Below are 20,689 nucleotides of genomic sequence, written 5' to 3' on the forward strand. Positions count from 1 at the left end.
ATGACTCAACCCGAAGTTCTCAAACCCCTGAAAACGTGGAGCCACCTTGCTACGCGCCGGCGCAAGCCGAGCGAGTACGAGATCGTGTCCACCAATCTGCACTACACGACCGACAACCCCGACGCGCCGTTCGAACTCGACCCGAACTTCGGCATGGCGCAATGGTTCAAGCAGTACCGCAACGCGTCGCCGCTTACGCATGCCGACTGGAACGCGTTCCGCGACCCGGACGAGATCGTCTACCGCACCTACAACATGCTGCAGGACGGTCAGGAAACCTATGTGTTCGGCCTGCTCGACCAGTTCTCGGCACGCGGGCACGACACCATGCTCGCACCGACGTGGGCCGGCACGCTCGCCCGCCTCTACACGCCGGCGCGCTTCCTGTTCCACGCGCTGCAGATGGGCTCCGCCTATCTCACGCAGATGGCGCCGGCCTCCACCATCTCGAACTGCGCCGCCTACCAGACCGCTGACTCGCTGCGCTGGCTCACGCACACGGCGTACCGGACGAAGGAACTCATGCAGACCTTCACCGACGTGGGCCTCGGCACCGAAGAGCGGCGCTACTGGGAGCAAGACCCGGCATGGCAAGGGTGGCGCAGAGTGGTGGAAGAAGCGCTCACGGCGTGGGACTGGGCCGAAAACTTCGTTGCCCTGAGTCTCGTCGTGCGCCCCGCGGTGGAAGAAACCGTGCTGCGCGCATTAGGTACCGCAGCGCGTCACAACGGCGACACGCTGCTGGGACTCATCACGGATGCCCATCTCCTCGACGCGCAACGGCATCGACGCTGGGCCACCGCGCTCGTGCGTATGGCACTCGAGCAGGACGGCAATCACGCCGTGCTGACGAACTGGGTGAGCAAGTGGGAGCCGCTCGCCGACAACGCCATCGACGCCTGGTGTGCCGCCCTGCCCGATGCGCCGGATGCAGCCGCGTCGGCGAAGGCCGCCACGCGTGAATTCAGACGCGCGATGGGTCTGTGAGCGAAGGCCGGCGCAAGCCGGCCGCGAACGAACGGAATCAATCGATGAAACATCACATCACGATCGAAGGCGGCGCGCAGTTCAGCGTCGGCGCCGACGAAGACACCTTGCTGCGCGGTGCATTGCGTGCCGACGTCGGCTTGCCGCACGAATGCAGTGTGGGTGGCTGCGGGGCCTGCCGTTTCGAACTCGTCGCAGGGACGATGGAAACGCTCTGGCCAGAGGCGCCTGGCCTCACGGAGCGCGACCACAAGCGCGGCAAGCGCCTCGCCTGTCAGTCGCGCCCGCTTGGCGACTGCACGATACGCGTGCGCTGCGACGAGAGTTATCGCCCCGTCGTGCCGCCCGTTCGCCGTGAAGCCACGCTGGAGGCGAGCCGCGCGCTCACGCCCGACCTGAGCGAATTCACGTTTCGCGCACCGGGCGATGCGTCGTTCCGCGCGGGCCAATACGCCCTGCTCTATCCGCCGCACGTGCAAGGCGCCCGCGCCTATTCGATGTCCAATCTCCCGAACGAGGACGGCATCTGGCAGTTCATCGTTCGCCGCGTGCCCGGCGGCGCCGGCAGCAACAGCCTGTTCGATGCGCTGAAGACGGGCGAGTCCATTACGATCGACGGCCCCTACGGTCATGCGCATCTGCGCGACGACGCCTCACGCGAGATCGTCTGCATTGCAGGTGGATCGGGACTTGCACCGATGCTCTCCGTTGCGCGCGGTGCCCTGGCGCAGCCGGAAGGGCCGCGCGTGCATTTCTTCTACGGGGCCCGCACGCAGGCCGATCTGGGTGCCGCGGCGGAGATCGACGCACTCGCGCACGAACGTCTGTCTGCCTCGGTCGTGCTCTCGTCGCCGCAGCCGGAACCGCCGTGGGCTGGGGCAACGGGTTTCATTCATGCCGAAGTGGAACGCGCCCTCGCGTTGCCGTTGGACCAGTACGCGTTCTATTTCGCAGGTCCGCCACCCATGATCGAAGCCGTGCAGGAGATGCTGATGCAGCGGCATCGCGTGCCGTTCGATCAGATCCACTTCGACCGTTTCGTCTGAAGGCCGCCATCGCGTAAATCGCGTATTTACACCAATCGCCACGGCGAGCCGGGAAGCGTAACCTGAGCACACCCATCACGATTCCCAGCTTCCGGCGCGGCCTGCGGGCGATCGGACGATCGCCCGCCCACGCTTCACGGCATCGAACGCCCATCCGGAAGCGAGCGAGCCAGCATGCCGAAACGCCACACGCACGGGGCCGGTCATACCGCCTCGCCAATGGACCCGTCCGCTCATTTCGCGAACGGCAAACCAGACGGAAAGCGGTCGAAAGAGGTCCGCGTTCCGGCTATTCACGATCTCGCGAAACGCCTGCGTTTCGCGCCTCAGCAAGGCCGCATCTGGCTGGACGACCAGCGCATGATGCTCATGCACATCAGTTCGCTCGGGGCGCTGCGCCAGGAATTGATCGAGAGCCTCGGCAAGGAAACCGCACGCGGTCTCGTAACCCGCATCGGCTATCAGGCGGGCACACGCGACGCCGCGATGACGCGCAAGGTTCGCGCGGGGTCGAACAGCTACGACGATTTTCTCGCCGGCCCGCAACTGGTCTCGCTCGAAGGCATCGTGCATTGCGAGCCCATCGCGCTCGATATCGACGTGGGACGCGGGCACTACTTCGGCGACTTCTATCTGATCGATTGTGCCGAGGCTGAAACGCACATCGCAAGTTACGGCATCGGCAATGAAGCGGTCTGCTGGATGTTGACCGGCTACGCCTGCGGCTATACGAGCGCCTTCATGGGGCGCCCTATTCTGTGGCGCGAAATCGAATGCCGCGGCATGGGGCACGCAAAATGTCGCGTGGTGGGCAAGCCGGTGGAAGACTGGGAAGACCCGCAGGACGATCTGCGCTTCCTGCAGATCGGCGACTTCGCGAAATGGTCGCTGGAACCGCAAGCTGCCCAGCCCACCGCCAATCGCGTTGCCGAACGCATTGCCGATGCGCCCGAACACAGCGTCGGCGTGGTCGGCATTTCCGCCGGCTTCAACACGGTGTGCCACATGGTCAACAAGGTGGCGCCCACGGAAGCCACCGTGCTCTTTCTCGGCGAAAGCGGCGTCGGCAAGGAGGTGTTCGCCAACAACCTGCACAACCTCAGCAAGCGCGCCGACGGGCCGTTCGTGGCCGTGAACTGTGCCTCCATTCCCGAACATCTCATGGAGTCCGAACTCTTCGGCGTGGAGCGCGGCGGCTATACCGGGGCAACCTCGTCACGCGCTGGCCGCTTCGAACGGGCCAACGGCGGCACGCTCTTTCTCGACGAAATCGGCACGCTCAGTTACACGGCACAAGGCAAGCTGCTGCGCGCCCTCCAGCAAGGTGAACTGGAGCGCGTGGGTGACACGCGCACGCGCAAGATCGATGTGAGAGTGGTGGCGGCAACCAACGTCAATCTGCGGGAAGCCGTGAAAGCCGGGCTCTTTCGCGAAGACCTGTTCTTCCGCCTGAACGTGTTTCCGATTCACGTTCCGCCGCTGCGCGACCGCCGCGACGACATTCCGTTGATGATGAACTGGTTTCTTCAGCGCCTTGCCAAGAAGCACGACAAGCACATCACGGGGTTCCGCGAACGCGCGGTCGATGCCCTCTTCAACTACGACTGGCCAGGCAACGTGCGCGAACTCGAAAACATGATCGAGCGCGCCGTGATTCTGGCCGAAGACGGTGGCGCGCTCGACCTGTGCCATCTCTTCACGACGGGCGAGGAGATCGACGTCTCGTCGTTCATTCTCAAGCGCAGCGGCAACATCGGTCTTCTGAACGAACCGGTCGAGGCTGTGCCGCCCGCGCTGGCCGGCGCAAGCCGTCCGGGACTGCCCGAAACGGAGGCCGCCATGCTGCGCGCGGCCGTGGCGGAGGCGAACGGCAATCTTTCGCTTGCGGCGCGCGTGCTCGGCATCAGCCGCCCGAAACTCGCCTATCGCCTGCGCAAATACGGCATTCCCGTGGACCGCGCCTGATATCGCGCACGGCGCCGCCTCATGTAGAGCGAGGCGGCGCTGTGCTTCAGAACCGCTTTTGCCAGGCCATTGCCGCGTTGAGCTGCGAGTGAGTCACCTTGATCGGCACGGATGTGTTCGGCTGGCTCGCATTCGTCAAGGTCTTCTGCAACGCATACGACAGCGCGAAATCCACCTGATCGTTCTTGCCGAACGCATACGAGACGCCGCCCGTCACGCTCGTGGTGGGAATGGCCGGTATGACCGCGAACAGCGTGTTGTTCGGAATGGCCTCCTGCGCGTAGTGGAAGCCCGCGCGGAACGCGAGGCTCGCGTTGTAGCGGTATTCCGCGCCAATCGCGAACACGTTGATGTCGCGGTAATTCTGCGGCAACGACAGATTGAGGTTCGCCCCGGTGCCCGACTGCACGAAGGTCACGTTGATGTCCTTCATCACACTGGCGAGGAACACGCGCTGGTAGTCGGCCGAAACGCTCCAGTGCTCGTTGAAGCGGTGGCTGATCCCCGCCGTGAACTGCGCCGGCATCTCGAAGTTGTGGACCGTTACTTCGCCCGAGAGCGGAATATTCCCGGCAACGGAACTCACGGCGGACAACGTTGCATGGCCGCCCAGATCACCCACGTGCGTCTTGAAGTTGTATGCCATGCCCAGCACGGTGTCCGGCGTGAGCCGATACGTGAGGCCCAGCTTGCCGCCTATTCCCCAGGCGTCGGCGCCGCCCCCCACTATGCCGTTGTGCGAGAAATTAATGTAGCCGCCCGAGAGTCCGGGCACGCTGGCCAGTGTGGGAAGCAGCGTGCCCGAGGCACGGCGCTGCGCCGCGAGCGTGCCGATCTGCGAGGCGTCCAGCAACATACCGAGGTTCAGCGAGGTCCAGACCGCGTCCAGCGAACCGCCCACCGTCAGTTTGTCCGTCACGTCATACGAGAGGGCAAACGGAATGCGCAATACGAGCAGCCGCGAGAAATTGTCGAAGCCGGTATCGATGCCGTTGGTGGTGGTGCGTGACAGAAAACTGCTGCCGCCGAACTGGGTGCCCAGCCCGCCTTCCGCAAACGCGCCTACGCCGAATGCATAGCGACCGTGGCGGTAGACGAACGCCGTCTCGGGCGCGAAATACGGGCCGTTGTTATTGCCGTGATTGCCCGACGTCGCTGTTTCGCCGGTGGCCGCATTAGTGGCCTTGATGTCGGTCGTGACGATGTCGAGGCCCAGATCGACATATCGCCCGTCGCTCATCAGGCCGAGCGTGGCCGGGTTCAGCATCATCGCGGCCGGACCCACGTTGTACGCCACGCCGCTTCCGCCCATGGCGCGCGAGACAGGACCGAAGCCTTCGAGATTGAATACGTCCGTCGCCATCGAACGGCCCGCCCACACCGCCATGCATAGCGCGACCGCTACACGGATGCCATTGCCTTTCACATCTGTCTCCTTATGTCTATATTTAGTAATACGTAATACTACGGATGCTACTCACCACTGTGCTCCGGGCTGTCGACTACGCGGCCTCCGAAGGCGATGCGCTCGCTTCGCTGAAATGGTCCGTCACGAGGCGGTTGAAGCGTGCGGCGTGCTCGATCTGCGTCCAGTGACCGCATTGGCCGAACACGTGAAGCTGCGCACGGGGAATCAGCTCCGCGAGCCGCAGCGAAGAAGTGAGCGGAATGACCTTGTCTTCGCGGCCGTGAACGATCAGCGTTTCGTGCGAAATGGCGCGAATTGCCTGCTCCGGGCTTGCGAGCGCATCCACCCACCGCTGGCGCGGCGCCGGGAACATGTTGGCGAACGACTCCTGATAACCCGGCTGCACGCTCGCTTCGTAGCGCAACTTCGCCAGGTCGTCGTTCACGAGCGACCGGTCATAGGCGAAGACGTCGAGTAGCGCGCGCATGTTTTCAATCGAGGGCGTATAGCCCCACACGGCATCCAGCCCCTCCGTGATGCGAAACGGCGTGCCTGCGCTTCCCATCAGCACGAGCCGGCCTACGCGCTGGGGTGCCTCGACAGTCAGGGCGAGCGCGAGTGCGCCGCCGAACGAGTTGCCCACCACGTGCGCGCGCTCCACGCCCAATGCGTCGAGCAGCCCGATCAGGTGTGCTACCCAGTTTTCCATCGAGTAGCGGTAGCCCGCCGGGCGTTCTGTGTCGCCGAATCCCACCATGTCGGGGGCGATCACACGAAACCGCTTCGCCAGCGCCGGCATGGTGAGCCGCCAGTTCGCCAAGGCCGTGACGCCGGGCCCCGAGCCGTGAATCAGCAGGACCACGGGCCCTTCGCCCATATCGTGGTAATGGGTGCGTATGCCGTTGGCAACAATGCTCTTTGCAGCTTGAGGTTGGGTCTGCATGGAGGAGTCCGGCAAGAGGGAGGGATGGGCGCCGCACGCAACGCGGCGCCTCGTGATCAGCGTCCGCGCTTTTTCGCGCTCTGCCCGCCAATGCCGAAGTGCTCCTTCGGCATTTCGACGATGATGACGCGCACCGATTCGAGCGGCGCATCGATGGCGCGATGAATCGCTTCGCTGACCTCGGCGATCAGCCGCTCCTTCTTCTCTTCGTCGCGGCCTTCCAGGATATAAAGCTGGGCAATTGGCACGATGGCCTCCTTGTCAGATGAAGCGCAGTCCGGTGGAACCCATCCCCTGGACGCGCAATGTGATGTTGTCGCCGGCTTCCACGGCCACTGCTTCCGTGATGCCGCCGGAAAGAATCAGGCTGCCCGCGGGAATCGATTCGCCGCGAGCCCCGAGATGGTTAGCGAGCATGGCTATGGCCGCGGCCGGATGCCCGAGCACGGCAGCGCCCGCGCCGAACGAAACCGGCTGCCCGTTCTTTTCCATGACGATGCCGATGGTGCGCAAGTCCACGCCTTCCACCGCAAGCGGCTGGCCGCCCACGACAAAGCGCGCGGCCGACGTGTTGTCGGCCACCACGCTCTTCAGGTCGAACTTGAAGTCGCGGTAACGGCTGTCGATCACTTCGATGCCAGGCAGAACGAAGTCCGTTGCTGCCAGTACGTTGCCGATGTGGCAGCCCGGCCCTTTCAGTTCCGCGCGCGTAACGAAGGCGATTTCCGGCTCCACCTTCGGGTGAATGAGTTCGCTTGCGCGGCAGACACCGCCGTCTTCAATGGCGAACGTGTCCATGAGATAGCCGAACACGGGCGTTTCTACGCCCATCTGGCGCATCTTCGCGTGCGAGGTCAGGCCGGCCTTGTAACCCACGAGCCGTGCGCCGCGCGCCATGTGCCGTTGCCGCATGACGTCCTGCACGGCGTAGGCGTCGTCCCAGTCCATGGTGGGCCAGGTGTCCGTGATCTTCACGGTGTCGCGCGCATGAAGGGCGCACTCGTCGAGGTGCGCCGCGAGCGATTGAATGGTGTCGATGGGCAGGTTCATGCGGCTTCCTTGCGGGCGGCCTGTTCGCGCGCTTTCTTCAGCGTGAGCGCGGTGTCTTCGATCATGTCTTCCTGGCCGCCCACCATGCCGCGTCGGCCCAGTTCGACGAGAATATCGCGCGCCGGGATGCCGTACTTCTCGCCCGCGCGTTTGGCGAACAGCAGGAACGAGCCGTACACGCCGGCGTAGCCGAGCGTGAGCGAATCGCGGTCGATGCGAATGGGGAAATCCATCATGGGCACCACGAGATCTTCGGCCACGTCCTGAATCTTCCAGACGTCCACGCCGGTTTCGATGCCCATGCGGTCGCACACGGCGACGAACACTTCGAGCGGCGTATTGCCCGCGCCCGCGCCGAGCCCTGCGGCGGCACCGTCGATACGGCTTGCGCCGCATTCGATTGCAGCAAGCGAATTCGCCACGCCCATCGCGAGGTTGTGATGGCCGTGAAAGCCCAGCTCCGTTTCGGGCTTCAACGCATCGCGCACGGCGGTGAGACGCACCTTGACGTCTTCGGGCAGCATGTAGCCCGCCGAGTCCGTGATGTAGATGCAGTTCGCGCCATACCCTTCCATCAGCTTCGCCTGCTTCACGAGGCCTTCGGGACTGTTCATGTGACTCATCATCAGGAAGCCCACGGTGTCCATGTCCAGCTTGCGGGCGAGCGTGATGTGCTGCTCCGACACATCGGCTTCGGTGCAGTGCGTTGCCACGCGAATGGTGTGCACGCCGAGTCCGTGCGCCATCTTCAGATGATCGACGGTGCCGATGCCCGGCAGCAGCAGTGCCGAGACCTTCGCGCGCTTGAGCAGCGGAATCACGGCGCCGAGATATTCCTCGTCCGTGTGAGCGGGGAAGCCGTAGTTCACCGACGACCCGCCCAGGCCGTCGCCGTGCGTGACTTCGATGAGCGGCACGCCGGCGTCGTCCAGACCCTGGGCGATGCTGCGCATCTGGTCGAGCGTCATTTGATGGCGCTTCGGGTGCATACCGTCGCGCAGCGTCATGTCGTGCACGGTAATGCGCTTGCCTTTGAGATTCATGGCGTTTCCTTTATTCAGCGATGTTCGAATGCGTGCGGACCGTGAATGGCGGGGATCAGGCAGCCGCGCTTTCCACGGGCGCAAGGGTGATGCGCCCTGCAATCAGTTCTTCGGCGAACATCTCGGCCGTGCGCGCAGCCGCGGCGGTCATGATGTCGAGATTGCCCGCGTAGCGCGGCAGGTAGTCGCCAAGTCCTGCCACCTCCAGATAGACGGACACGCGCCGGCCGTCGAACACGGGCCCGTTCACGAGCCGGTAGCCGGGCACGTAGCGCTGCACCTCTTCGATCATCGCGAGAATGGAGTCGGTGATGCGCGCTTCGTCGGGCGCGTCCGCCGTCAGGCAGTGCACGGTGTCGCGCATGATGAGCGGCGGATCGGCCGGATTGATGACGATGATCGCTTTGCCCTGCCTTGCACCGCCCACACGCGCTACCGCCGCTGCCGTGGTGCGCGTGAACTCGTCGATGTTCTTGCGCGTGCCCGGCCCGGCCGAGCGCGACGACACGGTCGCGATGATCTCCGCGTAATCCACCGGCTGCACGCGCGAGACGGCATACACCATCGGAATGGTGGCCTGGCCGCCGCACGTCACCATGTTGACGTTCATCTCGCGTTTGCCGATGTGCTCCTTGAGATTGACGGGCGGCACGCAATACGGACCAATAGCCGCCGGCGTGAGGTCGATCATCATCACGCCGAGTTCGTTGAGCTTGCGGCTGTTTTCGGCGTGCACGTAGGCGCTCGTGGCGTCGAAGGCGATCTGTACGTTGTCGGCCTTCACGTGCGGCAGCAGCCCGTCCACGCCCTCTGCCGTGGTCTTGATGCCCAGTTCTCGGGCCCGCTTGAGGCCGTCGGAGTCGGGGTCGATGCCCACCATCCAGACGGGCTCCAGCACCGGGCTGCGCTGCAGTTTCGCGAGCAGGTCCGTACCGATGTTGCCCGGGCCAATCAACGCGCAACGGATTTTCTGTGTCATGGGAAATGTCCTTTGAATGACGATGAGGTTCAGCCGAAGCGCACCGAGCACGCGCCGATGCCGCCAAGCGAAAGGCGGAAGTTGTCGCCGGCCTTGACGGGCGCCATGGCGGCTAGCGCGCCGGAGAGCACAACTTCGCCCGCCTTGAGCGGAATGCCGAGGCGCCCGAGCGTGTTGGCGAGCCAGGCGACGGCGTTGACGGGCGAGCCGAGCGCCGCCGCGCCTGCGCCGGTGCCGATCACCTCGCCGTTCTTTTCCAGCACCATGCCGCAGGTCGAGAGATCCACGGCACGTGCGGAGACCGCGCGATCGCCGAGCACGAACACACCGCACGATGCGTTATCCGCTACGGTGTCCTGAATGCGGATCTTCCAGTCGCGAATGCGTGAATCGACTATCTCGAAACACGGCATCACGCATTCGGTTGCGGCCAGCACCATCGCGTTGGTGATGCCGGGGCCAAGCAAGTCTTTCTTCAACACGAAGGCAATCTCGCCTTCGGCCTTGGGCTGGATCAGCGTGCTCACGGCAATGCTCTCGCCCTCGCCATACACCATGCCCGAGAGCAGATAACCGAAGTCGGGCTGATAGACGCCGAGCATGTCCATGACCGCCTTCGACGTCACACCGATCTTCTTGCCTACGACCGTTTCCCCGGCGTCCAGCCGGCGCTGCACCATGCGCTGCTGGACGTGATAGGCGTCGTCGATGGACATGTCGGGATAACTATCGGTCAGCGGCGCAACCGTTTCGCGCGCGTTCAACGCACCGTAGAGCCTGTCGCCAAGCTCGGCAATCAACGTGGATTCCATGAATCTTCCTGGTGGCAGGTTGATCAAATTGCGTGCGTCACAGCTTGACGCACACGTTTTTGAGCTCCGTATAGAACTCAAGCGAATGCACACCGCCTTCCCGGCCGATGCCCGACTGCTTCGCGCCGCCGAACGGTGTGCGCAAGTCGCGCAGGAACCATGAGTTGACCCACGCGATGCCGACCTCGATGGAAGCCGCCACGCGATGCGCGCGCGAAAGGTGCGTGGTCCATATCGCCGTGGCAAGCCCATACGGATTGTCGTTGGCACGCCGAATCACTTCCTGTTCGGAATCGAACGGCATGATGAGCGCACACGGGCCGAAGATTTCTTCGCGGGCGATGGGCGAATCGTCGCCCAGACCGGTCCAGAGCGTGGGCTGCACCCAGGCTCCCTCTTTCAGGTTGCCTGGCATGTCGGGTACGCCGCCGCCCGTCACGACGGTCGCGCCCAGCTCGGCGGCCTTCGCGTAGTACGACAGCACCTTGCGGCGATGCTCTTCGCTGATGAGCGGGCCGAGGCCCGTCGCCGGGTCGTCGGGCAAGCCGATGCGCAGCGCTTCGGCACCGGCCTTGAGGGCCGCCACGAACTTCTCGAAGATGGGCCGCTCCACATAAACGCGTTCGGTGCCAAGACACACCTGCCCGGCGTTCGCGAAGCACGAACGCAACGTGCCTTCCACGGCCGCATCGAAATCGCAGTCGGCGAACACGATGGCGGCGTTCTTGCCGCCCATCTCGAGGCTCACCGGCCGTGCACCGTCCGCAGCGGCCTTCATGATGGCCGCGCCCGTGCGCGTCTCGCCGGTAAAGGTGATGGCGTTGACGCCCGGATGCGTGGTCAGAAACTCGCCTGCCGACCCGGGACCGAAACCGTGCACGACGTTATAGACCCCACGCGGCACACCGGCGGCATTCATGACTTCGCCGAGCAACGCGGCCGTTTGCGGCGTTTCCTCTGAAGGCTTCACTACCACGGTGTTGCCGCAGGCGAGCGCGGGCCCCACCTTCCACGTCATGAGCAACAGCGGCAGATTCCACGGGCAGATCACACCCACCACGCCAACGGGGCGGCGCATGGCGTAGTTGATTGCGCCCGCGCCGTCCGGCGTGGACATTTCGAAGAACTCTGTGGGCACGTTCTTCACCACGTCGGCGAAGACCCTGAAGTTGGCCGCACCGCGCGGAATATCGATGTGCCGCGCAAGGCTCATCGGCTTGCCGGTGTCGGCCACTTCCGCGGCGAGAAAGTCGTCGAAGCGGCGGTTGATGCCGTCGGCCAGCGCGTAGAGCACGTCTACGCGTTCACTTACGGTCATCGTGCCCCACGGCCCGTGCAAGGCCGCGCGTGCGGCCTGCACCGCGGCATCCACCTGCTCGCGGCCCGCTTCCGCCACGCGGGCGATCACGGCGTGATTGAGCGGCGACCGCTTGTCGAACCAGCGCGTACCGTCCAGATACTCGCCGTCGATGAAGTTTCGGATCAGTGGGATGCCGCCATCGGCGGTGGCTGCGCTCGCACCGTGCGACGCGGCCTTGGGTTCTGTCGTCAGCATGATCGTTTATGCAATGTGTTCGTGTTCGTTCATGAAACCGGAAGATTGGCTGCTGCCGGAAACAACGGGTTCCGGCAGCAGCGCGATGCCCTCAGGTGTAGACGCTCGTGAAGGCCTCGTTTAGCTCGCCTGAATGGAAAAAGATGCCGCGGCCAAGGTGGTCTTCGGTCCACGTGGTGACGGGACGGTCCGGCTGCGCCATGTAGCCCAGCCCAGCGAAGGTCTCGTTGCGGTTGCCGCTCGGGTCGAAGAAGTAGATGGTCGTGCCGCGCGTGATGCCGTGACGTGTGGGGGCTACGTCGATCTTCACCTTGTTTTTCGCCATGACGTCTGCTGACTTCAACACGTCGGCCCAGTCGTCGAGGAAGAACGCGATGTGATGCAGACCGTTCGTCGGTCCGCCCACGAACGCGATGTCATGCGGCGTCGAGCTGCGGAACAGCCACGTTGCCGCCTGAATGCTGTTGCCCGGTCCCACCATCACCTGCTCCGCCAGGTGGAAGTCGAGACACTCTTTCATGAACTGCGTGTTCTCGGCCACGCGGTTGATGCCCGCTTCCGGGTTGAGTTCGCACATGAGCAGACAGTGGTCGAGCCAGTGAACGCCGGAGCCCTTGATGTCGTCAGGCCACGGATCGGGGTTGAGCGATCCGACGTCCGTTCCCACCTGCTCCTTGTGTGCGTAGAGGCGCAGGTCGTGGCCGCTCGGCAGGTTGAACTGCAGCATGCGGCCCGTGGCGGGCAGCGTGCCTTCGGGCAGCATCTGCGTGCGAATGCCGTAGGCCTCGATGCGTTCCTTCAACACGTCCAGATCGGCGTCTTTCTCCACCTTGTAGGCTACGTGGTTCAAGCCGGCGTGATCGGACGGGCTCAGAATGAGCGAATACTTGTCCCATTCGTCCCAACACTTCAGGTACACGTTGCCCGCGTTATCGCGGTAAGTCTCTTTCAGGCCCAGCACGTTCTGGTAGTGCCTGAGCGCCGCATCCATGTCCATTACCCGCAGGTTGGCATGGCCGATTCGCATCACACCCATGGTGTCTCTCCTCCGTTCCTGTCTAGTCGGTACCACTACGGGATGCCTCGCAGGCGAATCCCCTGAAAAACGGCTTTTGCATCTTGCCGGCCACTTCCAGCTCGACGTCCCCTTGCGGGGCGATCCGGCAAGCCAGCGAGTAGCCGGCCTCTTCTTCCTCCACGCTCACATGCGCCCGGCTGACGGGGCCCAGCTTGCGCACTTCGCCGTGCAGCACGCGCACCTTGCACACGCCGCAGCCGCCGTTCAGGCAGCCGACGGGAATGCCCCGGCGCCCCAGGCGCGCCATGCCCGCAAGCAGCGACTCGTCTACGGCGCAGGGGTAATGCTCGCCTGTCTGCGCGATGGTTATCGCAACCTTCGGCTCGCTCGCGTTCATGTCAGACGTTCCTGAAGAGCGGGCTGCGCATCTGCTGCACATCCGCCGCCGAAATAAACTTCTCGTGGTAGATGTCGCCTTCGAAGAGCCGTCCCTGCATGAGCGTCGTGATGCACGCGTCGATCATGGCGGGCGGCCCGCAGAGGTACGCCTTGTGCCCCGCGAAGTTGTTGTCGAAATGCGCCTTCGCCGCTTCGTGGACGAAGCCATGCGCCACGGCGCCGTGCGCCTGCATCGCCGTTCCTGCCCCGCCTTCCGATAAAGCCGGCACATAGCGGAAGTTCGGGTACTGCCGGGCCAGCTCGCGAAACGCGTCGTCGTAGTACAGTTCGGCCGCATTGCGCTGACCGTAGACCAGCGTGATGGGCTCGGTCGCTCCGCCTTGCAGCAGATCGAGAATCATCGAGCGTGGACTCGACAGCCCGGAACCGCCCGCCATGAAGATCATGGGCACGTGTGCCGACTTGCGGACGAAGAAGCGGCCGTAAGGGCCGGACAACGTCACCCGGTCGCCCACCGCCAGTTGCTCGTGCAGATAAGCCGTGCCGACGCCGCCGGGAACCTGCCGCACGTTGAGTTCGATTTCGCCGGTGGCTGCAACGTCGGCCGGGGCATTCGCGACGGAAAACGCACGGCTTTGATGCAGGCCCGGAATCTCGAGCTGCACGTACTGTCCCGCCTGGAAGTGGAACGCATCGTCGAGCCGCAGATAAATGGCCTTGATGGTCGGCGTGAGCTGGACGATACGCGACACTTCGGCGGTGAAGTCTTTCACCGGAATCACTTCGGCATCCGGATCTTCTTCCACGTCGGCTTCGATCACGGCGTCGCTGGTGAGCGTGGCACAACAGGCCAGTGCTTTGCGCTCCTCGCGTTCGAAGTCCATCAGGGCAAACGGGTTGGCGTCGCCCAGATCAGCCTCTCCGTCGAGGATCTCGACCTTGCACGTGCCGCACAGCCCATGACCGCAGGCGTGCGGGATATAGATTCCCTGGCGCAGCGCGGCGTCGAGAATCGTCTGTCCTTCCTCGACTTCGATGGTGGCGCCAAGAGGCTCGATGGTCAGTTGATGGCTCATGATGATGAATACGTCAAGACGTCAGGTGAGGCCGCTCACGAGCCGCTAATGCCAGTCAATCCGGGCGTGCGAAAGCGGATCAGGTCCTTGTGGCCAATGCCGTTTTCCGCCAGCGTCTTCGCGCTGTCAGGCTGAAACGGCTTGCCTGACTTGAACCACTGAACCTGGCTCCAGTCGATCTTCGCGAAGTCCGGGTGGTAGCCGTAGATGCCCGGCAGAATCTGCGCGGCGAGCGCCCCGAAGGGCGTTTGCGGCGGCACCGGCAGGCAGAACGGCGCGGGGAACATGAGGTGATCTTCCCAGGCCACATACAGCAGCGGCGCCGGGAATTTCTCCACCGTGTCCTGCGGGGCAAAGCTATAGGGTTTGAGCGCAACGATGGTCATAGCTGCCTCCTGCCGGTCAGTTGCCCGTAGCCTGGCCGCGCCAGGCTGCGAAATTTTTCTGATCTTCCGAACCTTCGAAGTCCTTGTTGTCGTGTTCGCTGACCTCGTAGTAGTCGAGCACGGCCGCGAGCGGATCGAAGCCCTCCACCGTAGGGTCCGTGCCGGGCTTGAAGCAATGCCCCTGGTAGATCTGATGCACGGGCAGCCACGACTGCACGTACTTCTCGGGCTCGTGATCGAAGATCTCTTTGCAGTGGTCGCTGCAGAAGTGATAGCGGTTGCCGAGGTAATCGGACTCGCGCGCGCAAAGCTTCTTTGCGTTGCCCGGCTCGGTGAACAGCATCGGAATCTGGCAGGTCTGGCACAGCATGGGCAGCGTCTTCACGTAGAAGCGCTCATCGGCCTGCGCGCGTTCACGCCAGTGGTCGAAGCGCGGCCGGTAGAGGGCATCGAAACTCTCGGGATACTTCGCGGCAAGCCACGTCATCTCGTCTTCGCGCGGCAACCACGTGTGGAACGGCGCCGCCGCTCCGAAGCTGTAAAACGTGGCCCATGCCTGGTGGCTGATGTGGTCTTTGCCTTCGCAGGCGTCTTTCCAGCCCTTCGGCTCGCGAATGCCGTAGCGCGCGAGGTCGCGGAACAGTGCGCCGCCGTTCTGCTCGGCGTACATCTCCCAGGCCTCTTTCCAGCTCATGACGCGCTTGGGCTGCATGTAGTCCATCATCATTGCGACCAGCGTGAGCAGGCGGTAGCCGCGCCAGAACCATTTGTCGATCCAGCGCTGCACGATGGGCACGTTGCCCGGGTCCTGCTCGAGCATGAACTTGATGCATTCGATGCCAAGCGTCATGTGGCGCGACTCGTCGGACTGCGCCGAAAACCCGAACGTCACCGTGGACATGTCGCCGTTGTACGCCGCGCCCGACATGAAAGGCACGAACAGCAGATTGGTCAGCACGTACTCGAACGAGAAGCTCACCGCCGTGAGGAACTCGAACGGCCCGGCCGTGCAGGCATCTTCGAAGAACGACTTCGGCACGGAGAGGTACCAGACGCGATCGAACCAGTGGTTCGAGTGATGCATGCCGTTGAAGAACCGGTTGTACGTCGACATGGCGTGCGTTTCGGTCTGGTAGTGACGCAGTTCGTCGATAGACTGCATCTGGCACGCCACCCGCGCGCCTTCACCGGTGAAATGGCGGCCAACGTGCGCGAAGCCGCGGTGCGCGTAGTACTCGAGCGGCGTCACGCCCTGAATGAAGAGCTTGAGCGCGTTGATGTAGCGCGCGTCGGTTACGCCCAGAAAGGCGTTGTTCTGCGTGAACGCGTCGATCACGGCGTACAGCTTCTTTTCCTTCTCGCCCTGGTACTTCCAGTAGGCGTCCATGGTGAGGCGGAACGGGTCCACCCATTTGTCCCAGTCGTGAATCTTGATGCCCTCGTACTGATCGTACGGGAACACCTTCTCCATGGGCTGATACGACGTTTCCCAGCCAAGGCCGCGGGTCATGGCCGCGTAGCGGTCCTTCAGGCCGAGTTTCTTTTTCAGTACGGGCGTGTCCATTCGTGTCTCCTTCCCTCTCGATTCGATGCTCTGTCGTTTAGTGTTTCCAGCTCAGCGTCAACTCATCGTCGTCTTCGTCGATATGGCCTGACAACGTGATGAGGTTCACATGCAGCTGCTGCAGGTTGAAGCGTGTGCCGGTCAGGTTCTCGATGGTTTCGCGGCGGATGGTGAGGCGCCCGGGCGCATCGATCTTGACCATGCCGGGAGATTCCACGGCGACGGCACTGGGGTTGTCCGCAAGGATGGCCTCGACGATCTGTCGGGATTCCTCATTGGCCTGAAAGGCGATGAATACGTTGGACATGGAATGTTCCTGAATTAGGGGCGTTCGGTGAGTGGCTGACGGCGAGTTCGTCGCACGGCAACGTCAAGGCTCGATACCAAGCTTCGCGAGCCGCGTGCGCAGTTGCTGGCGCACCTCGTCGAGCGCGCTGTGGCCGCTGCCCGGGAAGGCCAGTTCTGCAACCGGCAGCAGCGCTGCGGCGGCCTGCGCTTCCCAGGTGCGCACCCATTGGGTCAGCAATGCCTTGTTGTCTTCCGATTCAGCGGCCATCGTCTTCACCACCGCGTCGATCCAGCGTGCGGATTCGTCGTGCCACTCCGGCATGAACGAGGTGAGCATGGCCACCGCGCTGCCGCCGGCAAGTGCCACGTGTCCGTCGATGAATCGGTCATAGACCAGCGGGTACAGCAGGCCGTCCAGCGCGACGTTCTGCGCCACGTAAAGCTCCACCGGGTCCGCGAGAACAAGCGTGTCTTCGACGTAGCGACGCAGCGTCTGCCAGACGGGGTCGTTCATCCAGGCGTCTTTTGCCTCGTCGAGCACTTCCGGACCGGACATGGACAGCGCGAGCCGCGTCAGATACTGCGCGACCCCCAGGTTGTCCATGGCGTGAAACATGGACGGCGCGGTGAACGCGGTGCCGTAGCCCACGGCGCAGATCTGCGAGTTGTTCATGTTGCCGCCCCACGCAACGTGACGCAAAGGCACGAGCACACGCAACGCCTGCGCAGCGAGGGTTTCCGGTATGAGGTCGAACATGCCGCGCGACTCGACGAATTCGAAGTTCGACTCCATCGTGTCCTGCTGACGGGCGCGCGTCATCGTCCAGGATGCGTAGTAGAACTGACGCGGGTCTTTCAACGCGTACCAGTTCTCCATACGAATCTCGGTACGCGCACTGTCGAACAGCTCGTGCGCCGGGTCCCACGTGGGCCGGTAATGAAAATTCACCGCGGGCTGCGCGCCCATGGTGCCTTCCTGATAGCGCGAAGCCGTCTTGTCGCCGCCGATGTATTGCGCGACGTGCGCATACGTGTGCCGCAGCGGCTTGATATCCACTGTTTTCAGATCGATCGTCACTGCCTGCTCCTGCTGGTCATGGGTTCGCCTTCTGCCGTGAGCCGCACGACGTTCTGCACAATGCAGAACTCTTCGAACGCGGCGCGCGGCAACATCAGTTCGACGCAAAGCTCAGGTATGCCGACGGAAAATTCGAACTCCACGAATCCCCGCCGGTTGATGCCCGTGACCCTGACGAACCTGCGCGTCGGGTCGAATGCGTCGTTGTCTTCCTGCCCGAGTGCCGGAGGTCCGGCTACCGGATGTCTGGTCATGGCGCGTGTCTCCTTCATGCCCGGCCATTCATGCAGCCTCCATGCCACGCGAGTGCCCGAATACCCAAAAATCTCGATAATCGAGGGAAAACACTGACGACCGGATCGCGCCCGACACCCCACAATCAAGGTTAACCCGGCCTGGAAAGTGCCTTCCGGCAGTACTCAAGACATTGATTTGCATGGCCGTCTTATGTTTTGATGAAGGCCTTTCCGCGCAATTGATGAAATCGTGAAATCGTCGCCCTTTCCGCTGCCTCCTGGTGGGGAAAGAGGAAAATCTCGACGAAGGAGACATGATGCCGCCCCAACCCGCTCCCTTTCCCTCTGACGCCGACCTGCGGCGGCTGATCCATTTTTCGGCCGCCGACGGGCGCATCTGGCTCGGCGACCAGCGCATGGTGCTGATCCACGCGGCTGCGCTGGGCGCCTTGAGGAAGGAGATGATGGAAAGCGTGGGGCCCGCGCCCACGCGCCGCTATTTCACGCGCGCCGGGTTTGCCGCAGGCGAGCGCGATGCCGTGCTTGCGCGCGAAATACGCGGCAATGCATCGCTCTACGACATGTTCGCCGTCGGCCCGCAACTCCACATGCTCGAAGGTGCGGCGCAGGTCGCGCCGGTACGCTTCGACGTCGATATCGAAACCGGGCGCTTTGCAGGCGAATTCAGGTGGGAGCATTCGTGGGAAGCCGAAGTCCACCGGCGACACTTCGGCCTGCAAACGGAGCCCGTGTGCTGGATGCTGATCGGCTACGCGTCGGGGTACACGAGCGCGTTCATGGGCCGCACCATCCTGTTTCGCGAAACGGCATGCACGTGCAAGGGCGACGCACATTGCCTCATCGAGGGCAAGCCGCTCGAGGAGTGGGACGACGCCGAAGAGCTTGGGTCGTGGTTCAAGGCCGAGTCGCTGCTCAACACCCTCCAGAGCCTGCAAACCGAGGTGGAGTCGCTGCGGCTCGAGATCGAGCCGGATGTGAATCGCACGGAATTGACCGGCCAGTCCGAAGCGTTTCGGCATGCCTACGAACTGCTGCAGACGGCGGCGCCGACAAAGGTGACTGTGCTGCTGACCGGCGAAACGGGCGTGGGCAAAGAACGCTTCGCCCGCGCGCTGCATGCCCTGAGTCCTCGCGCCGACAAACCATTCGTCGCCGTCAACTGTGCGGCGATTCCGCATGCGCTTATCGAATCCGAACTGTTCGGCGCGGAGAAAGGCGCATACACGGGTTCTCAGGCCGCGCGCGCCGGCCGCTTCGAGCGCGCCGAAGGCGGCACGCTCTTTCTCGACGAAATCGGCGAGTTGCCCATGGACGTGCAGGCGAAACTGCTACGCGCCATCCAGGAGAGCGAAATCGAACGCCTGGGTTCGACACAGGGCCGCCGCATCGACGTGCGCCTCGTCGCAGCCACCAACCAGGACCTGGGGCGCGCCGTGCAGGAGGGCCGCTTTCGCGCCGACCTGTACTACCGCATCAACGTCTACCCTGTCGTCATCCCGCCGCTGCGCGAACGCCAGGGCGACATCGAAGCACTGGCACGAACCATGCTGGAACGTTTTGCGCGGCTGCACGGCAAGCCGGCACCCAAGTTGACCGATCACGCCTGCGAGGCGCTGCGCAATCACGCGTGGCCTGGCAACGTGCGCGAACTGGAGAATCTCGTGGAGCGTGCGGTGATTCTGTCGAGGCCCAACCGCGAGATCGAGGCGCGAGACCTGTTCCCAGGCATCACGCTGCCGGCAGGCGCGTCCGTGGACCGGCGCGGGCTCATTACCGAAGGCCATGCGCTCCCGGTAGACTGCCGGGCGCTGCTCGAACAGTTGCAGAACTCGGGCGCAGGGCTGGACGGTCTTGAACGTGCGTTGCTGCGCGAGGCGGTGGACCGCGCGGACGGCAATCTTTCCGCCGCCGCGCGCATGCTCGGACTCACGCGGCCTCAGCTCAGCTATCGCCTGAGCCGGGATCATGACAAGGAGAATCAGCAATCGTGAATACAACCGATCCGGTGCATCCGCTCAGCCTCGCTTTCGCGATCGACGCCATGCCGACCGCCGATGCCGGCGCGGCCGGCATGCAGACGCTCGCAGACGAAGCCAACGGCGCACATGCCCGTACCCTGGGCGAGCAGGCTTATCACCAGTTGCGCCAGCACATTATCGAAGGCCGCTATCCGCCGCGCACGAAGCTGCGCGTGGAGCATCTGAAGGACGTCTACGGCGTGGGCGCCGGCACGCTGCGCGAAGCGCTCACGCGGCTCGTCAGCGACGCGCTCGTGGTGGCCGAAGGCCAGCGCGGATTCCGCGTCATGCCGATGTCGCTCGCCGATCTCGAAGACATTACGCGTCTGCGCATCCATATCGAAGTAGACGCATTGCGCGAATCCGTACGCCGCGGCGACGCCGCCTGGGAGCAGCGTGTGCGCCAAAGCTTCGACCTGCTTTCCGGTTTCGAGCAACCCGTTTCGGTGGAGAACCGGCCCGCCTGGGAAGTCCATAACCGCCGCTTCCACGAGGAACTGATCTCAGCGGCGGCGTCGCCATGGACTTACCTGGTGCTGCGCATCCTGTCTCAGCACGGCGAACGTTACCGCCGCGTCTGCATCGGGCTCGAAGATTCGCATCGCGACGTGCACGAAGAGCATCTACGGATTTTCGAAGCGGCCATGCAACGCGCCGACGCGCGCGCGGCACTCGCGCTGGAAGACCACATCAGCACGACCCTGAACATCGTGAAAAAAGCCCCGGCAGGCACGCTTCCATTCGACCTCTGATGCGGCCCACGCGCTTATGTTTGTCATGGCCGCACCCGTGGAAAGAGACACACCGGCATCTTCAC

The 20,689-nt window shown here is 63.6% G+C and carries 21 protein-coding genes; 5 read left to right on the top strand and 16 right to left on the bottom strand.

What is annotated here, in order from left to right; translation table 11 throughout:
- The 3 genes from PXJ20_RS29135 (at position 1) to PXJ20_RS29145 (ending at position 3,998) form a co-directional block, all read left to right on the top strand.
- The gene (locus PXJ20_RS29135) at positions 1 to 987 is read left to right on the top strand and encodes an aromatic/alkene monooxygenase hydroxylase subunit beta (protein WP_421032342.1); all 987 of its coding nucleotides are present in this window, start codon (positions 1 to 3) and stop codon (positions 985 to 987) included.
- A gap of 44 nt (positions 988 to 1,031) precedes the next feature.
- Positions 1,032 to 2,033, top strand: a complete 1,002-nt coding sequence (locus PXJ20_RS29140) for a 2Fe-2S iron-sulfur cluster-binding protein (protein WP_421032341.1) — start codon at positions 1,032 to 1,034, stop codon at positions 2,031 to 2,033.
- 219 nt (positions 2,034 to 2,252) lie between these two features.
- The gene (locus tag PXJ20_RS29145) at positions 2,253 to 3,998 is read left to right on the top strand and encodes a sigma 54-interacting transcriptional regulator (protein WP_421032669.1); all 1,746 of its coding nucleotides are present in this window, start codon (positions 2,253 to 2,255) and stop codon (positions 3,996 to 3,998) included.
- Positions 3,999 to 4,044: 46 nt separating this feature from the next.
- On the opposite strand, the gene PXJ20_RS29150 is transcribed toward PXJ20_RS29145, so the two are convergent.
- From PXJ20_RS29150 to PXJ20_RS29225, 16 genes are all read right to left on the bottom strand, one after another.
- On the bottom strand, positions 4,045 to 5,424 hold the full coding sequence (locus PXJ20_RS29150) for an OmpP1/FadL family transporter (RefSeq protein WP_421032340.1): 1,380 nt from the start codon (positions 5,422 to 5,424) through the stop codon (positions 4,045 to 4,047).
- Positions 5,425 to 5,500: 76 nt separating this feature from the next.
- Positions 5,501 to 6,349, bottom strand: coding sequence for an alpha/beta fold hydrolase (locus PXJ20_RS29155; protein ID WP_126878220.1), 849 nt, complete (start codon positions 6,347 to 6,349; stop codon positions 5,501 to 5,503).
- 56 nt (positions 6,350 to 6,405) lie between these two features.
- A complete protein-coding gene (locus PXJ20_RS29160) occupies positions 6,406 to 6,597 on the bottom strand; it encodes a 2-hydroxymuconate tautomerase (RefSeq protein ID WP_017775866.1) in 192 nt (63 codons plus the stop codon).
- A gap of 13 nt (positions 6,598 to 6,610) precedes the next feature.
- On the bottom strand, positions 6,611 to 7,399 hold the full coding sequence (gene dmpH, locus PXJ20_RS29165; RefSeq protein WP_277599780.1) for a 2-oxo-3-hexenedioate decarboxylase: 789 nt from the start codon (positions 7,397 to 7,399) through the stop codon (positions 6,611 to 6,613).
- Positions 7,396 to 8,442, bottom strand: coding sequence for a 4-hydroxy-2-oxovalerate aldolase (dmpG, locus tag PXJ20_RS29170; protein WP_042301710.1), 1,047 nt, complete (start codon positions 8,440 to 8,442; stop codon positions 7,396 to 7,398). The genes dmpH and dmpG overlap by 4 nt, the downstream gene beginning before the upstream one ends.
- Positions 8,443 to 8,497: 55 nt before the next feature.
- Complete coding sequence (locus PXJ20_RS29175) at positions 8,498 to 9,421, bottom strand: acetaldehyde dehydrogenase (acetylating) (RefSeq protein ID WP_421032339.1); 924 nt, start codon at positions 9,419 to 9,421, stop codon at positions 8,498 to 8,500.
- Between the two features lie 29 nt (positions 9,422 to 9,450).
- Entirely contained in the window at positions 9,451 to 10,233 is a 783-nt protein-coding gene (gene dmpE / locus PXJ20_RS29180; RefSeq protein ID WP_421032338.1) for a 2-oxopent-4-enoate hydratase, read from the bottom strand.
- Positions 10,234 to 10,270: 37 nt separating this feature from the next.
- Complete coding sequence (locus PXJ20_RS29185) at positions 10,271 to 11,788, bottom strand: 2-hydroxymuconic semialdehyde dehydrogenase (RefSeq protein ID WP_421032337.1); 1,518 nt, start codon at positions 11,786 to 11,788, stop codon at positions 10,271 to 10,273.
- Positions 11,789 to 11,879: 91 nt separating this feature from the next.
- Positions 11,880 to 12,824, bottom strand: coding sequence for a catechol 2,3-dioxygenase (locus PXJ20_RS29190; protein WP_017775860.1), 945 nt, complete (start codon positions 12,822 to 12,824; stop codon positions 11,880 to 11,882).
- 22 nt (positions 12,825 to 12,846) lie between these two features.
- Positions 12,847 to 13,203 (bottom strand): 2Fe-2S iron-sulfur cluster-binding protein, encoded by a 357-nt coding sequence (locus PXJ20_RS29195; RefSeq protein WP_421032336.1) that lies wholly within the window; start codon positions 13,201 to 13,203, stop codon positions 12,847 to 12,849.
- A 1-nt stretch (position 13,204) separates the two neighbouring features.
- A complete protein-coding gene (locus PXJ20_RS29200; protein ID WP_421032335.1) occupies positions 13,205 to 14,281 on the bottom strand; it encodes an NADH:ubiquinone reductase (Na(+)-transporting) subunit F in 1,077 nt (358 codons plus the stop codon).
- Between the two features lie 35 nt (positions 14,282 to 14,316).
- Entirely contained in the window at positions 14,317 to 14,667 is a 351-nt protein-coding gene (locus PXJ20_RS29205; RefSeq protein ID WP_017775857.1) for a phenol hydroxylase subunit P4, read from the bottom strand.
- 16 nt (positions 14,668 to 14,683) lie between these two features.
- Positions 14,684 to 16,231, bottom strand: coding sequence for an aromatic/alkene/methane monooxygenase hydroxylase/oxygenase subunit alpha (locus tag PXJ20_RS29210; RefSeq protein WP_199541914.1), 1,548 nt, complete (start codon positions 16,229 to 16,231; stop codon positions 14,684 to 14,686).
- A 37-nt stretch (positions 16,232 to 16,268) separates the two neighbouring features.
- Complete coding sequence (locus PXJ20_RS29215; RefSeq protein WP_114811563.1) at positions 16,269 to 16,538, bottom strand: MmoB/DmpM family protein; 270 nt, start codon at positions 16,536 to 16,538, stop codon at positions 16,269 to 16,271.
- Between the two features lie 63 nt (positions 16,539 to 16,601).
- On the bottom strand, positions 16,602 to 17,597 hold the full coding sequence (locus tag PXJ20_RS29220) for an aromatic/alkene monooxygenase hydroxylase subunit beta (RefSeq protein ID WP_126878226.1): 996 nt from the start codon (positions 17,595 to 17,597) through the stop codon (positions 16,602 to 16,604).
- Complete coding sequence (locus PXJ20_RS29225) at positions 17,594 to 17,851, bottom strand: phenol hydroxylase subunit (protein WP_421032334.1); 258 nt, start codon at positions 17,849 to 17,851, stop codon at positions 17,594 to 17,596. The genes PXJ20_RS29220 and PXJ20_RS29225 overlap by 4 nt, the downstream gene beginning before the upstream one ends.
- A gap of 299 nt (positions 17,852 to 18,150) precedes the next feature.
- Between PXJ20_RS29225 and PXJ20_RS29230 the strand changes: the two genes are divergently transcribed.
- Entirely contained in the window at positions 18,151 to 19,845 is a 1,695-nt protein-coding gene (locus PXJ20_RS29230) for a sigma 54-interacting transcriptional regulator (protein ID WP_421032668.1), read from the top strand.
- Positions 19,842 to 20,624, top strand: a complete 783-nt coding sequence (locus PXJ20_RS29235; RefSeq protein WP_413214840.1) for a GntR family transcriptional regulator — start codon at positions 19,842 to 19,844, stop codon at positions 20,622 to 20,624. The genes PXJ20_RS29230 and PXJ20_RS29235 overlap by 4 nt, the downstream gene beginning before the upstream one ends.
- Positions 20,625 to 20,689: the final 65 nt, after the last annotated feature.

Origin of the sequence: Paraburkholderia sp. A1RI_3L (genome assembly GCF_048957895.1) — a bacterium.
Classification (GTDB): domain Bacteria; phylum Pseudomonadota; class Gammaproteobacteria; order Burkholderiales; family Burkholderiaceae; genus Paraburkholderia; species Paraburkholderia kururiensis.